At 54.6% G+C, this 15,082-nt stretch carries 10 protein-coding genes; 7 read left to right on the top strand and 3 right to left on the bottom strand.

Annotation, left to right across the window (positions count from 1 at the left end; translation table 11 throughout):
- Positions 1-39: 39 nt before the first annotated feature.
- Complete coding sequence (locus U5K34_RS15225) at positions 40-1,173, bottom strand: NAD(P)/FAD-dependent oxidoreductase (protein WP_322569258.1); 1,134 nt, start codon at positions 1,171-1,173, stop codon at positions 40-42.
- Between the two features lie 737 nt (positions 1,174-1,910).
- On the opposite strand from U5K34_RS15225, the gene U5K34_RS15220 reads away from it, so the two are divergent.
- The 7 genes from U5K34_RS15220 (at position 1,911) to U5K34_RS15190 (ending at position 11,765) form a co-directional block, all read left to right on the top strand.
- On the top strand, positions 1,911-4,358 hold the full coding sequence (locus U5K34_RS15220) for a putative bifunctional diguanylate cyclase/phosphodiesterase (protein ID WP_322569257.1): 2,448 nt from the start codon (positions 1,911-1,913) through the stop codon (positions 4,356-4,358).
- Positions 4,359-5,039: 681 nt separating this feature from the next.
- A complete protein-coding gene (proV, locus tag U5K34_RS15215; RefSeq protein ID WP_322569256.1) occupies positions 5,040-6,251 on the top strand; it encodes a glycine betaine/L-proline ABC transporter ATP-binding protein ProV in 1,212 nt (403 codons plus the stop codon).
- Positions 6,252-6,272: 21 nt separating this feature from the next.
- A complete protein-coding gene (locus U5K34_RS15210) occupies positions 6,273-7,184 on the top strand; it encodes an ABC transporter permease (RefSeq protein ID WP_416224120.1) in 912 nt (303 codons plus the stop codon).
- 99 nt (positions 7,185-7,283) lie between these two features.
- On the top strand, positions 7,284-8,150 hold the full coding sequence (locus tag U5K34_RS15205) for a glycine betaine ABC transporter substrate-binding protein (RefSeq protein WP_322569254.1): 867 nt from the start codon (positions 7,284-7,286) through the stop codon (positions 8,148-8,150).
- 86 nt (positions 8,151-8,236) lie between these two features.
- Positions 8,237-9,445, top strand: a complete 1,209-nt coding sequence (locus tag U5K34_RS15200) for a hypothetical protein (protein WP_322569253.1) — start codon at positions 8,237-8,239, stop codon at positions 9,443-9,445.
- 201 nt (positions 9,446-9,646) lie between these two features.
- The gene (locus tag U5K34_RS15195; RefSeq protein ID WP_322569252.1) at positions 9,647-10,072 is read left to right on the top strand and encodes a universal stress protein; all 426 of its coding nucleotides are present in this window, start codon (positions 9,647-9,649) and stop codon (positions 10,070-10,072) included.
- Positions 10,073-10,100: 28 nt separating this feature from the next.
- Entirely contained in the window at positions 10,101-11,765 is a 1,665-nt protein-coding gene (locus U5K34_RS15190) for a BCCT family transporter (protein ID WP_322569251.1), read from the top strand.
- Positions 11,766-12,405: 640 nt separating this feature from the next.
- On the opposite strand, the gene U5K34_RS15185 is transcribed toward U5K34_RS15190, so the two are convergent.
- Positions 12,406-13,128, bottom strand: a complete 723-nt coding sequence (locus U5K34_RS15185; protein WP_322569250.1) for a 3'-5' exonuclease — start codon at positions 13,126-13,128, stop codon at positions 12,406-12,408.
- A gap of 10 nt (positions 13,129-13,138) precedes the next feature.
- Complete coding sequence (locus U5K34_RS15180) at positions 13,139-15,034, bottom strand: DUF294 nucleotidyltransferase-like domain-containing protein (protein WP_322569249.1); 1,896 nt, start codon at positions 15,032-15,034, stop codon at positions 13,139-13,141.
- Positions 15,035-15,082: the final 48 nt, after the last annotated feature.

Below are 15,082 nucleotides of genomic sequence, written 5' to 3'. Positions count from 1 at the left end.
TTCGGGTTGGCAAAGGGCCGTGTGTTTGAAAAGGGCCAATTAACGGTACTGCCGTAAATACCACCATTCAAACAGTCGCTTCGTCCAGTGGGCGAGGCGGTTGGAGGGGAGCATGATGTTGCGCCTGGGCGTACGTGCCACCAGCATGCCGCTGTTCATGCTGTCGACGATGCACATCAATTCCACCTTGAAGCCCGCACGGGGCTTCCTGCCGGCCAGTTCATCCAGCAGGTTGGTTGCCGCCGCGCTGGCCTGCAGATCGGCCATATGGGCCTGTTTTGGCATCCAGTCAGGCCCGGGGAAGCTGCCTGAATCCCCGGCCACATAGGTCTTTTCAAAACCGGGAACCCGGCAGTACTGGTCCGCCCTGACCAGACCGCCCTCGGAGCGCGGCAGTTCGCTGTTGTCGAACCACTGGTTGCCGGTCATGCCGGGCATGAAGAGGATGAGATCGGCCTCGAACTCGCCGCCCTCGGTGATGACCTTGTTGGATTCGAAGCCCTTCATCTTGTGGCCCAGCCGGGTCTCGATGTCGCGCTTTTTCATGCTCGAGAGCAGGCCCTTCACGGCCCCGGGGCCGAGACGCTTGCCGGGTTCGGGCGCGGGGCTGAAGAAGATCAGCCTGAAGTTGTCGCGCCGCTTCTGCTTGCGCAGCAGGGTGTCGGTGCCGAACAGAAACTCGAACATCGGTCCGCCGCGCATGGCCGAGGGTTCTTTGGGGTTTCCACCAAAACCGATGGCAATGGTGCCGCCGTCCATTTCCTGCAGGCGGTCGCGGATTTGCTCGGCGGCCGCAATCCCCTCGCAGGGGGTGATGGCGTGCTCGATCCCTGGCAGCTTTTTAATGAACCGCCCGCCCGAGGCGATGATAAGGGCATCATTGTTGATCTCGCCCGCACTGGTCTCGACAGTACGTCCGCCATCCTTGAGGCCGGTCACCTCGGCCGCGACATGCTCTACCTGCAGGCGCGCGAAAAACTTCTCCAGCGGAATACGCAGATCTCCTGCCTTGCGAATGCCGGAGGGGATCCAGATGAGACTCGGCAGATAGATAAACTCCGGTTTCGGTGATATCACTGTGATCCGGGACGCCTTGTCGCGCTTGCGCAGTTCACGCACCGCCGTCAGCGCGGCAAAACCGCTGCCGATGACTGTAATAGCCTGATCACTCATTAAAAATCACCTTTTTGTTGCGGGCATCGGGATTCTGAATCTGAAATGATACAACGAAAGGGGATGCCGAGAAACACGGTTCAGGACGGTTTCAGCTACCGCCCGTGATGTACCGATTCATCAAACCGATCGATGTCCTGCCAGTGTCGGGTTCTGCTATTCGCTGGTTTTATCGCAAGGCGGGAGTCCCGATCGGAAGATGCTTTTATTTCTCCATAGTTCGGCTGGCAGTCTTCCCGATTGTAGCTGTCCTGTGCGGCTGTTTGGGGGTGCCGGCAAACCTGTCGATGGCCGGTATCGCAAAGTGAGTCAGATGCAACAGACTCCGGGAAAGTTAGCCGGTATCATCAAGTCCTGATCAAACTCTGCGGGATACGGATGTCTGATGAGCCCGTTCGACCACCAGGACCCGGTTCAGTCGGTCCGATCCTGACGCCGCGGCCCAACCCGGGATCGACAGAAGGCGGGCCCGCCGTCTGCAGCGGCCTGTATTCCCTTCCTGCTGGCAAGGTAATTATAGGCAAACCACTTGACTACACTGGTATTAAGGGTAAGGATTTGTCCATCCCCATTCCCAATCCGCACCCCCCGGTTTGCTTGGAAAATCACGGCTATTCACACAATTTAAGTGTAACAGCGGGGCGGCCGACAATAATAAATAATGATTTGTGCGGATGCGAAATGTTGTCCCCTTCCTGCCTCCGCCAAGTGGTTTTAATTTGTCAAAGTGGTGATATATGGCAACGAGTCTGTTAGCTGTCCCCAACAGGATTGAATCCTATGTCAAATTGCTGATCTATCCCGCACTGGTATTCTCCATTTCGCTGCTGCTGCCTGAGGATCACTTTTATATAGACCTGCCGTTGCACGCTGTGCTGGAGACGGCCGGCGCACTTATCGCGCTGTTTGTCACCAGCCTGATCCTCATCTTTCATCGCGATCAGCGGATTGCCGAAATGCCGCTGGCAGTGCCCCTGGGATTGACCGCGATGGGCCTGCTGGATGTCTCTCATGCCGCAGTGGAGCCGGGGGAGGCCTTTGTCTGGTTGCACAGTCTCGCCACTTTCATCGGCGGGTTGATGTTCGCCACGGTGAGCCTGCGCTTCGGTCGCCGTCCTGCCTCGGAGAATCTCTTCCCGCTGGGTGTGTGTGCCCTGGTTGTGGTGAGCGTGACAGCACTGTCGGTCTGGCAGACGCAGTGGATCCCGACAATGCTGGTGGAAGGAGAGTTCACCCCGGTGGCGCGCCTGCTCAATCTTGCCGGCGGCATGTTTTTTCTGTACGCGGCGTATCATCTCAACAAACTGTATGAAAGCCAGGGCGAAAAGAATCATCGCCTCTTTGCATTGCATTGCGCACTGTTCGGTACCGCGGGACTGATCTTCGAGCTGTCGACCATATGGGATGCCGCATGGTGGTGGTGGCACGTTATGCGATTGATGGCTTACAGCATTGCCCTGATTATCATGGTTCAACGCATTCTGAGTACGCTACAGGAGCACGAGAAGCAGCAGCGAATGCTGGACGGCATTTCCAGCAACACATCCTCGGTGATGTACGTCAAGGATACCGACGGGCGCTATCTGCATGTCAACAAGCGATATCAGGACCTGTTCGGAATTACACAACAAGAGATATGCGGCAAGCAGGACACGGAAATTTTTCCACAGAATACAGCCAAAGTGCTTGTGGACAATGATCGCGAAGTGCTGAAAAGTGGCCAACTGCTGCAGTTCGAGGAGCAGTTACCGCATGAGGATGAAACGCACACTTATCTGTCGCTGAAATTTCCGCTGAAGGAAAAGTACGGCAGAATCTATGCGGTGGCAGGGATATCCACTGATATTACCGATCATAAACGGGCCGAGCGGCGGCTGCTGGAGATGGCGCATTATGACGAACTGACTGGCTTGCCCAATCGGAATTATTTCATGCAGCATCTTGTGCAACAGGTCGAAATTGCCAAGCGTCACAAACAGATGTTGGCCGTGTTGTTCCTGGACCTCGATCGGTTCAAGAACATCAACGATTCATTGGGCCATCCTTATGGCGATAATCTGCTCAAGCAAGTTGCGCTGAGATTGAGGGGCCTGATGCGTCGCGAGGATGTGGTGGCTCGTCTCGGTGGAGATGAATTCGTTTGTCTTTTGCCGAGTCTTGAACACCGCGATCAGGTCGCGCAGGTGGCGAGGAAGATCATTGAGGCGCTATCCCGATCGTTCAATGTTGAAGACTATGAGCTCAATGCCTGCTGCAGTATCGGTATCAGTCTGTTTCCCGACGATGGCAATGATGGGGATACCCTGATTAAACATGCCGATTCCGCGATGTATCGAGCCAAGGACCAGGGACGTAACCGTTATGAATATTATACACACGAACTGACGCGTCAGGTCTCGGAAAAGTTACAGATGGAAAGTGAATTGCGTCGTGCGATTGTCCGTAATGAACTTTACCTTTTATGGCAGCCACAATTCAACCTGTCGTCGGGTGAGCTGATTGGCGCGGAGTGTCTTATCCGCTGGCAGAACCCGGAGCGCGGACTTGTCTCTCCAATACAGTTTATTCCGCTGGCAGAAGAAAGCGACCTGATAGTTTCCATCGGAGACTGGGTACTGTGTACGGCTATCGCGATGATTTCAAAGTGGCAGGTTTATGCGCCGCACCTGAAAGCCTCGATAAATCTGTCGCCGAGGCAATTGTCTGCCGCCGGTCTGTCACAGCGCATCCGCGCGTTAATGGAACAGTACGACGTGAATCCCTGGCAGATTCAGCTTGAGTTGACGGAAAGTGGACTGATGCAGGATCGAGAGGTCAATACCTGGATTCGGCAGGAAGTCGCGGCGATGGGATTATTGTTATCGATTGACGATTTCGGGACCGGTTACTCCTCCCTGTCTCGTCTGAAGACATTGCCCATCAATCAATTAAAAATAGACCGGTCCTTTGTCACGGATATCCCTGATGATGAAAATGATATTGCCATCACCCGCTCAATTATTGGCCTGGCACAGGGGCTCGAACTGGAAGTCGTGGCAGAGGGAGTGGAAACCGCCTATCAGGAACGGTTTCTGCGCGAGGCCGGTTGCGATATTGCACAGGGTTACTATTACAGTAAACCGATCACTGCGGAGGAGTTTGAGGCGCGTTACCTGACCAAAGACCGGGTGCGAAAGAAGCAGTAACGTAAAAAGGGATCGAGCGCGACCCTGTCTATATAGCGTATTTCGCTGTACCCCTCTTTCTAGCTAACTGTTCCAGATTCATGCACACCTGATACTCTGGCCAATCCTGCAGGTCACGCTGGCGTGAGCCTGCGTGACACCCCTGCCGATACGCAGAATGTCAGGTAGCGCTGCGCGCAACCTGATCTACGCCTCTGCGTACCTGTACCCGTACTTCTAGTATTACGAGCCCGGGCACACTGCCCTATTCAGGCATGTTCCGCTTCAAATGGAGACTCCGGGACGGATTGTGAGTCGCGAGGCTTGTCTCTGGGTGACGGGCAGGGGGACCGCAATAATGGTCAGTACCGCGAGTCAATCGGCCCCCGTCTTGATTCCCAGACTTGTCCGTACCCGGCAGGGTAGATGCCCGATCAGATGCCCGATCAGATGCCAGAATAGTGCTATGCTGTAGTGGGACGAGTTGACAGGTACGAGAACGATGCGTAAGGTTTAAACAATCCAAAACAATAACTTAGCAACTGTCCGATAGTTGAAGTTATTACTGGGGAATATACCTAACATCGTTGTACGCCTATGATTTTTACAGTTGTCCGGTTCCGGTTGTCCTGATATACCGTACGGTATAATAGCCACAACAAATGGCAAATACTGCGCTGATGAATTCCGGGAGAGAGTCGAATGGCCGCCATCAGTAGTGATGATCCGAAAGACAAACTTGTTGTCGAAGATCTTTATAAAATATTTGGTCCCGAGCCCGATGAAGCACTACGCCTGCTGGAGCAGGGGCTCTCCAAGGATGAAATCTTCGAACGCACTCGTACCACGGTTGGCGTACAGAGCGCCAATTTTTCGATACGCGACGGCGAGGTGTTCGTGGTCATGGGGCTTTCCGGCTCCGGTAAATCCACGTTGGTGCGTCTGTTAAACCGGTTAATAGAACCAACGCGCGGTCGGATTTTGCTGGATGGCGGCGATATCACCGCCATGAATAAAAAAGAACTTATTCGCATGCGCCGGGAAAGCATGAGCATGGTGTTTCAGTCTTTTGCCCTCATGCCGCACAAAACAGTGGTGGAAAACGCGGCGTTCGGTCTGGATGTCGGTGGGATGGATAAACAGGAGCAGCGCAAGCATGCCCTCAAGGCACTTGCAACAGTGGGGCTCGAAGCCAATGCCGACAGTTATCCCGATGAGCTGTCCGGAGGTATGAAGCAACGTGTCGGTCTGGCACGCGCGCTGGCGACCAATGCATCCATACTTCTCATGGACGAGGCCTTTTCGGCCCTGGACCCGCTGATTCGAACCGAAATGCAGGACGAGCTGGTTCGATTGCAACAAACCGAGGCGCATACCATTGTCTTTATATCTCACGATCTCGACGAGGCAATCCGGATCGGCGATCGTATCGCGATCATGGATGGCGGCGCCATTGTGCAAATCGGGACGCCGCAGGAAATTGTCACCAATCCGGCCAATGAGTATGTGCGTTCCTTTTTCTATGGCGTGGATGTCAGCAAGGTATTCAATGCCGGTGACATTGCCGAGCAAAAGCCCGTTGCCGTGATCAACCGCGCCGAGACCGATGTGCGTGCTGCCCTGACACAGATGCGCGACGATGATCGTCACCTGGCCGTGGTCGTCGATGCGGACCAGCACTATAGTGGCATGGTCAGTGTCAATGGCCTGATTCGCGCAACAGAGAAAGACCAGGGCTGGAATGAGGCGTTTCTTGCCGCGGTGAAATCGACGCCAGCGGAGATGGATCTCGAAGAAGTATTGAAACGTGTCGTCGAAGAGGGCTACCCGGTTCCGGTGGTTGATGAGCAAGACCGTTATCTGGGGGTTATCGACAAGAATATTCTTCTGAAAACCTTTAACAAGGCGAGTTGAACCATGGCGGATAAACAAATAATCGATTTCGAAATCCCGATTGGTGACTGGGTCGAAGCGGGGGTTAACTGGATTCAAACCAACCTTACCGGTTTGCTGGATGCCTTCGCGGACATTGTCGGCTTGCTGGTCGACACCTTTGAGGATGGTTTGCTGGCCGTACCGCCCCTGGTTTTATCCGTCATCATCGTTGCACTGGCGGCCTGGCGGGTGAGCTGGAAATTCGGCCTGTTTGCGATTCTCGCTGTAGTACTTATATATGGTATGGATATTTGGAGCGAGACCGTCTCCACCCTGGCGCTGGTAATCGGCTCCAGCCTGCTGGCGCTGCTGATTGGTATTCCCATCGGCATCGCCATGGCCCGCAGTGAGACCGTGGAAGCCGTTGCGCGGCCGGTGCTCGATCTTATGCAGACCATGCCCCCGTTTGTCTATTTGATTCCAGCTGCTATATTTTTCGGACTGGGCAAGGTCCCGGGCTCGATTGCCACGCTGATATTTGCCATGCCGCCGGCCGTCAGGCTGACCAACCTGGGGATTCGCCAGGTCAGCCAGGAAAACGTGGAGGCGGGGCTGGCTTTTGGCTGTACCAGTCGACAGCTGTTGCTCAAGGTGCAACTGCCGCTGGCCATGCCTTCGATTATGGCCGGCGTCAACCAGACTATCATGCTGGCATTGTCCATGGTGGTTATCGCCTCGATGATTGGCGCCGGTGGTCTGGGCAATACCGTACTGACCGGGATTCAGCGTCTGGATGTCGGGCTGGGTTTTGAAGGCGGGCTCGGCGTTGTCTTGCTGGCGATACTGCTGGATCGGATTACCCAGAGTTTCGGTCAGGGTCGGCGCGGGGTGACGAGCACCAGTCTGATAGAACGCCTTCGCCAGCTATTCAGTCTCGGCCGTGTGAATGGTCGCCAATCAGGTTCAAACTGATCACGACTCAAAGTATTTCGTTGTGATCAGATACTGGCAGAACGTCGGGTATTGAACCCGACGCCTGTGCATTAATTACAGAAGAAAAGGAGAGCATACATGTCAATCAAGAAACTATCGCATCTGTTACTCGTTACGGTTCTAACGCTGGGTTTCAGTGGCGGTGCGCTGGCCCAGGATAAGGTCAAGATCGGCTGGACCGCCTGGTCTGATGCCGAGTTCGTCACCAAGCTGGCAACACGCATTCTCGAAGAGCGGATGGATCAGGATGTTGAACTCATTCAGACCGATATCGCCCCCCAGTATCAGGGGCTCAAATCCGGTGGTATCGATATCATGCTGATGTCCTGGCAACCGGGTACGCACGCGGACTATATTGAAAAAACCTGTACGGATGTGGTTAATCTGGGATTGTTGTATACCCATGCGCGTCTGGGCTGGGTTGTGCCAAACAGCATTCCCAGAGATCAGGTCAACTCGATTGAAGACCTGAAAAAGCCGGAAGTACGTGAAAAACTGGATGGCACCATCACCGGCATCGACCCGGGTGCCGGACTGACCCGCCTGTCGAAAGAGGCGCTCAAGGAATATGGTCTGGACTATGAACTGCAGATTTCCTCCGGCGCCGGCATGACGGCCGCGCTGAAACGAGCTGTGCGTCGCGACGAGTGGATTGTGGTGACCGGCTGGAGTCCGCACTGGATGTTTGGCGCTTTTGAACTACGCTATCTGGAAGACCCCAAAGGCGTGCTCGGCAGTTATGAGCGAATTCATGCCGTAGCCCGCAAGGGGTTTTACCAGGATAACATCAAGGCTGCCAGCTTCTTCTCACGCATGCAGTTGCCTATTGAGGATCTGGAATCAGCGATGAATGATGCTCAGGAAACCTCGTATGAAAAGGCAGTTACAAAATACATCGACGAGAACGAAGAGCGTATCGACTACTGGATCACTGGGGAGCTTTAATCTGATCGCTGGTAGGAAACAAGACCTGCCCGGAAACGGGCAGGTAATATCAACAAGCTGTTGCTATTTCCAAGGAGAGAACCGGCATGAAAAAAACAACTCTTTTGCAGTCCTGCTCGCGTACGGTCATTAGCGGAAGTTCAGCGGTTGTTTTACTGTTGGCTGTTCCGCTAACCCAGGCCAATGCCAGCGATAAAATCCAGTTTGGTAATCTGACCGTCGGCGGTGCCATGCGGGCCAATTATGCGGTGGGTGATTACCCGGCCGACGCCGATGGAGATGCTTCCAGGGCCTGGGAAGATGACGGTAACTTCAGCCTGGATACCTTCCGCGTCAACATGGACTATGCCAGCGGGCCCTATATCGGCAAGCTCGAGTATCGCTGGTATAACGGTTACAACTTCCTGCACACCGGCTGGCTGGGCTATAACTTTGAAGACGACAGCCAGCTCCAGGTTGGTGTCAACCGGGTGCCGTTCGGCCCCGGTCCGTATGGTCTTTCCCAAAGCTGGTTTTTCGATCAGCACTATTATGTCGGCCTGTCGGACGACATGGATATGGGGGTGAAATACAGCAAAGCCGGCGGCAACTGGCAATGGGACTTCGGTTACTACTATGCCGATGAAGGTGCCTATCGGGGTTCCACGGCAGACAGTGCCCGTTACTCCTATGATGTGGTCAATGAGGATGGCAGCGGCTATGAGGAACGAAATCAGGTCAACGTGCGCGGAATTTACAGCATGCCCGATGCCGGTGTGCCGACCGATATCGGTTTTTCCTTGCAGTATGGCGAGCTGAAAAGCAACGGCCCACAAAAAGATGGGGATCATTACGCCGCGTCAGTGCACATGATCAACACCTGGGGCAAGCTCAAGCTGGCTACCCAGTTGACCCGTTACAAGTATGATGTTGATGCGGCCCAGCCGCTGGGAAGCGATCAACTGGTACAGTTTGGCGCCTACGATTTCCCGAGTACCGCGGCGGCCGAGGCCTGGATTCCGGCCATTTCCCTCAGTTATACCTATACCACTGATGGAGTAGACTGGCTCGATTATGTCGTGCCCTACGTGGAATACAGTTCCATCATCAAGGATGCAAGCGGCTTCAACGACAGCGATCTGTTCATGCTGGGCATGGCCTGGGCGCACGATGGCTGGTATATCTACACCGATCTGGCCTATTCCAATGGTAACGAGTTCGTTGGCGGCGATGCGACCTTTGGTGATCGTCTGGGTGCAAACGCTGATGATGAGTGGCAGACCCGGTTCAATATCAATTTTGGCTATTATTTCTGAGGCCTGGGGTATCGTTTGACCTGGCCGCGAGAAAGGCCAGGTCATCTGGCCAGGGAAATCATGTTCCCTGCTCTGCCAGGTCACAGGCTGGCACCTGTTACAGGGTCTGCGATACTGTTTTACATATAACAACCTGAAATAGAGTCCAAGAAGCCGTTTAACACGAAAGCATTCGTGTCACTATAATAAGGAGCCCCGTCCATGTTTAAAACAATAATGGTGCCGGTGGATCTCGCGCATCTGAATGCGCTGGAAAAACCGCTCGCTGTCGCCGCTGATCTGGCCCGTCATTATGAAGCGAAACTGTGCTATGTCAGTGTCACAACGTCCCAGCCCAGTACCGTGGCGCACACACCCGAGGAATATGCAGAAAAACTCAAGGCCTTCGCCCATGAGCATGCGCCTGATAACGGGCAGGAGCCTTCGGCGCATGTCTATAACAGTCATGATCCGGTGACCGATCTGGACGATATTCTGGTCAAGGCGATTGAAGAAATTGGTGCCGATCTGGTCGTGATGGGCACGCATTTGCCCAAACAGCTTGACGCTATCATGCCGGCCAACGGCAGCAAGATCGCATCCCATACCAAATCATCCGTATTCCTGGTTCGCCCGGATGCAGCCTGATAACACGATATAAAAAAGGGAGAATCTCGTGGATAATAAGCCAGACAATTCTTCAGATACCATTCAATCCGTTGGCGTGCCGGCCCCCGAGGGTGCGACCAACCTGATCGATACGGATTATCAGATTGGCCAGGACAATTACCAGGCCAGTCCACTGGGTGTGAATATCGATATCCATGGCTCGGTATTTACCGTGTCATCGCTGTTAATCCTGGCCTTCGTCATTCTTACACTGGCGTTGCCCGAACAGTCGACAGCCATATTTGATTCAATAAAAAACTGGATCAACACCAACATGACGTGGTTCATGTTACTTTCGGCTAATATCTTCGTTCTGGTTTGCGTGGGGTTGATCTTCTCACCACTGGGACGGGTTCGAATCGGCGGAGAGAAAGCAACACCGGACTTTTCAAGGATTTCCTGGTTTTCCATGCTGTTCGCCGCCGGCATGGGAATTGGCCTGATGTTTTACGGCGTGTCCGAGCCGTTGACTCACTACGGCACCGCCCTGGGCGGAACCAGTGTGGGTGAGGGCGGTGCCCGTACCGACTGGGCGCCGCTGGGCGCGGCCGCCGGCGATCCGGCCGGGGCAACGAACCTGGCGATGGCAGCGACTATCTTCCACTGGGGTCTGCACCCCTGGGCGGTTTATGCCATCGTGGCACTGTCGCTGGCGATCTTCTCCTATAACAAAGGGCTGCCGCTGACTATACGTTCGATTTTCTACCCGTTACTCGGCGAACGTATCTGGGGCTGGCCGGGGCATATCATCGATATCCTGGCGGTCTTCGCCACCCTGTTTGGCCTGGCCACTTCCCTGGGAATCGGGGCTCAACAGGCTGCCTCCGGCCTGGGGCACCTGTTCGGGATCAGTGGCGGCGATACAACGCTGGTTCTTTTGATTACCGGCATCACCGCCGTGGCAATAGTCTCTATCGTGCTTGGCGTGGACAAGGGAGTAAAACGGCTTTCCGAACTCAACATGATACTGGCTTTTTTGCTGTTGATGTTCGTGGTGTTTGTTGGCCCGACATTGATGATTGCCACCGGCTTTTTCAAAAATATTGTCATCTACCTGGGCGAGTTTCCATTTTTCGCCAACCCGTTCGGGCGTGAGGACGCCAACTTCAGCCAGGGCTGGACGACCTTCTACTGGGCCTGGTGGATCAGCTGGTCTCCGTTCGTGGGCATGTTTATCGCCCGGGTCAGCCGTGGACGGTCCGTGCGCGAGTTTCTGGTCTCGGTGTTGCTGATTCCTTCCGTCGTATCGGTTTTCTGGATGACTGCATTCGGTACCACGGCCATCAAGCAACTTCAGGAAGGCTTTGAAGGCGCTGCGTCTTCGGAACTTTCCCTGCAGCTGTTCATGGTGCTGGGCGAGATGCCGCTGACCGACATCACGTCATTTATCGGTATCGTGCTGGTTATGGTTTTCTTTATCACCTCATCAGACTCGGGATCACTGGTGATCGACACCATAACCGCCGGTGGCAAGATTGACGCTCCCAAACCGCAGCGTGTGTTCTGGGGGGTTATCGAAGGCGCCATTGCGATTGCCCTGTTACTGGGTGGTGGCCTGGCGGCACTGCAGTCCATTGCCGTCTCCGCGGGATTGCCGTTTACCCTGATACTGCTGGCAGGCTGTTACGCCATTATCAAGGGATTGATGAGCGAACCCAGAACCGTGGGCTGACCGGCATTCGGTTTGTAACGAAAAAGGCGGCTTCGGCCGCCTTTTTTATTCGTCGAAGCCCGGGAAAACATCATGGCAAACCTGACCTGCTCAACTCTCGTAAAGGCGCAGAGCCCGCTAAGTATTAAACAGATGATATATCCGGTGTCGTGGCCCTCTGCGAGTGACGACAGGGACGCTATCGGAACACGGAGTACCCCGGATCCGTCGCGTTGCTCCTTGAACCGGGCTACGTGGGTTAGTGCATTGATGTAGGGTGGAACAAGCACAGCGGTTCCACCATGTACCCCGGATCCGTCGCGCCCCGCCTTGATCCGGGATACGGGGTTGCGTGGTTGTTACTGAATCGGGCGCAGCATCCAGGCGGTTTTTTCGTGGATGCGCATGCGATCGGCGATCAACGCGGCGCTTCAGGGTTCATATTGATTCTTGATGGGTTGCGAGGTTCGCCGGGAATGAATCAGCGTTGTCTCTGCGCCTCGGCAGCTCTGCGAGAGACACAGTTTTCCGTGGTATTGAGTTATGCCGGTCACGCTGAGGATAGCCTGCATGACCGTGGTCACAGGGTCTGCCGATTCCGGGTGGGTCCGCTTCGCTTGAACCACCCTGCGTGAAGCGAACGGATGTTGAGTGCTTTTATTTAGAGCCACAACTGCGATACCGGGGTCTCTGGTGAGAAGTGCCGCGCGATCTGCGCCTGAAACAGTTCGGCTGTGGCCATGGCATCCACCTTGGCATGGTGGGTCGAGTAATCGGGTAAACCATAGCGTCTGCGACTGTCCGCGAGCCGAATGGAGGCGGGCTGGCTTCCGAAAAAGTGCCGGATGCGCTGCCAGTAGCCCTGGCGTTCCCGGCGGGCCTCAAGTTGCATAGTATCAATCAAGGGAAACAGACAATGTTCACCGCGCGTGGCTATTACTGCCGCATCGAGAAATGGCCGTTCAATGTTGCGATAATGAACGACAACAATATGCCCGGTAAGCTGTTCGAGAATTTCGTCCAGCACGGCATCGAAAGGCGGTGCACCCTGAACTTCCGAATGTGTGATGCGATGAAACGTAATGGACTCTCCCGTGAGCGGTTGTGCTGGTTTGACCACCCGGTAATGGCCTTCGGCCGGTCGAATGGTGCGCAGATCAAACGGTACCATTCCGATGCTGACAATGGCGTGTTTACGGGGGTCCATTCCCGTGGTCTCAAAGTCGAGCGCCATCAACGGCACTTGCGAAATTGGCGTGTCGTCTTCGGGCAAGCCAGCCGCATAAAAATAGCGCAGAGCGGGTGTTTTGCAAGCCTCGGCCTGTTGGGTAAAGTATTCCTGCCAGCTGGGCAATGCAGTGCGGCGATTCAAAATCTTTGGCATGGAGTCAGGCTTACGGGCTGGGATAACGAAAGCGCAGGAATTTCTGGGCATTGCTCACGATCTGAAAGGCATCTTTGAGATTGTGCCGTTCAGCATCCGGGACATGTTCCGGCTCAATGGCGTTGTCGACGGGCAGATCGTTCTTGAGCTCGTAGGCCTGGTGACGCAAGCGAACAAGGGATAAAAATTCCAGGGCCTGGCGCAGTTTGTCGGTCTGTCCGACGGGTAATACACCGGCCTGTTCTATATTATCCAGTCTCTCGAAACTGTTCTGCGCGCGGGAACCCACCCCCAGCGCATGAACGCGTATTATATCATTCAGGGGGGCGATGCCCCGGCGTTTGATATTAATGGAGTTGTTATGTCGGCCATCCTTCTCCAGAACAAAGGTGCGGAACAGGCCCAGTGGCGGTGTTCGGCTGAGTGCGTTGCGCGCCAGCGCGGCAAGGAATAGCGGGCTGTTTTGTGCTCGCCGGGCGACGAGCTCCTGGAGCTCTTCTACGAATCGCTCCTCACCATAAACCGCATCCAGATCAAAGAAAATCGAGCTGTGCAACAGACGTTGCGGGTCGGGTTTGGCTATCCAGTTTTCGAAGTAAGATTTCCATTTCGATAATGGTTGGCGCCAATCGTCATTGGTGGCCATGATGCCGCCTTTGCAATAGGGGTAACCGCAGGCATCAAGGCCATCGCTGACGCGCCGGGCCAGTTCTTTAAAATAGGCGTTGTGCTGCTGAGGGTCGAAAGAATCATGCAAAATCATTGCGTTATCCTGATCGGTGATGATCGACTGATCGTTACGTGCCAGAGAACCATGTACCATCAGGCAATAGGGGACAGGAGGAGGTCCTATTTCTTCCTCGGCAAGTTCAATAATGCGCCGCATCAAACTGCGTCCCACGCTTGACATGGCATCACCAATCATCCGGGAAGAGGCTCCTTCATCTACAAGCCGTATAAAGGCGGCACGAATTTCCGGAATAAGACGTGCCAGTGCATGAGTCGAGGTTCGGTTAAAGATGTTGCTGACCAGGTAAATGCTGTTGTTGGTCTCGTACCGCACAATATCCGAAAGGTGAACCAGGCCAACCGGGCGCCGTCGGTGCAGTACCGGAAGACGCTGTATGTTGTTACGCAACATGGTCAGCATGGCCTCGTTGACAGACTCGTCTGACTGAATCGTGATGAGCTCACCTTCACAGATGTCGGAAACCTGGGTATGGGGCGGAGAACCTTTGGCCAGTATCCGTTCACGCAAGGTTTTATCTGTGATGATGCCGGTAAGGCGCCATTGACGATTACCGTTGTCAGTGAAGGTATCATCCGTGCCTTCGCCATCGGCCGGCGTGAGAATCAGCAGGGCAGAGACATCATTATCTGTCATCAACTGTGCCGCTTCCTGTACCGTTGCCGTATTTTCGATCATCACTGGCAGGCGTGTGATAAGGCGACGGATCCGGGTGATCATCATGTCGTTATCACGCTGGGTTTGTTCGACCGTGCTCTTGAGGCGAGAACCCGACAGTTCGACAAAGTCGGCGAAGTTGCCATCTTCTTCGCACAGACGGTCAAAAACTGTCTCCGGAATCAGGTACAGCAGGGTGTCTTCGATAGCCCTGGCCGATAGAAGCACGCGCCGGTTACGCAACAGGCTGAATTGGCCGAAGATATCGCCTTCGCCGAGCCGGTTATGCAACTCGCCGTTATAACGATAAATTTCCACAGCACCGCTGCGGATATAGGCCAGTGTATGGATGGGGTCGTCACGTTCCAGAATTGTCGAGCCGGCCTGGTAGTAAGCGATTTCAACCGAAGCGGCGACCTCATCGAGCAGGTCCTCGCTCAAACCGTCGAAAGGCGGGAACTGACCGAGGTGATCGCGAATTTCCCTGATTTCCGCTTGCATATCACAATTTTCCTTCAGGTCCAGAGGATGTCCGGTGGCCGGATAATA

The sequence above is a fragment of the Thiohalophilus sp. genome, from assembly GCF_034521165.1.
In the GTDB taxonomy this organism is placed as follows: domain Bacteria; phylum Pseudomonadota; class Gammaproteobacteria; order UBA6429; family Thiohalophilaceae; genus Thiohalophilus.
This window is presented reverse-complemented; position numbering and strand designations above follow the sequence as displayed.

What these genes read in the sequence shown, in the direction of transcription:
- U5K34_RS15225 (WP_322569258.1), bottom strand. Translation starts at nt 1,173, where the DNA reads ATGAGTGATCAGGCTATTACAGTCATCGGCAGCGGTTTTGCCGCGCTG.
- U5K34_RS15220 (WP_322569257.1), top strand. Translation starts at nt 1,911, where the DNA reads ATGGCAACGAGTCTGTTAGCTGTCCCCAACAGGATTGAATCCTATGTC.
- proV (WP_322569256.1), top strand. Translation starts at nt 5,040, where the DNA reads ATGGCCGCCATCAGTAGTGATGATCCGAAAGACAAACTTGTTGTCGAA.
- U5K34_RS15205 (WP_322569254.1), top strand. Translation starts at nt 7,284, where the DNA reads ATGTCAATCAAGAAACTATCGCATCTGTTACTCGTTACGGTTCTAACG.
- U5K34_RS15200 (WP_322569253.1), top strand. Translation starts at nt 8,237, where the DNA reads ATGAAAAAAACAACTCTTTTGCAGTCCTGCTCGCGTACGGTCATTAGC.
- U5K34_RS15195 (WP_322569252.1), top strand. Translation starts at nt 9,647, where the DNA reads ATGTTTAAAACAATAATGGTGCCGGTGGATCTCGCGCATCTGAATGCG.
- U5K34_RS15185 (WP_322569250.1), bottom strand. Translation starts at nt 13,128, where the DNA reads ATGCCAAAGATTTTGAATCGCCGCACTGCATTGCCCAGCTGGCAGGAA.
- U5K34_RS15180 (WP_322569249.1), bottom strand. Translation starts at nt 15,034, where the DNA reads ATGCAAGCGGAAATCAGGGAAATTCGCGATCACCTCGGTCAGTTCCCG.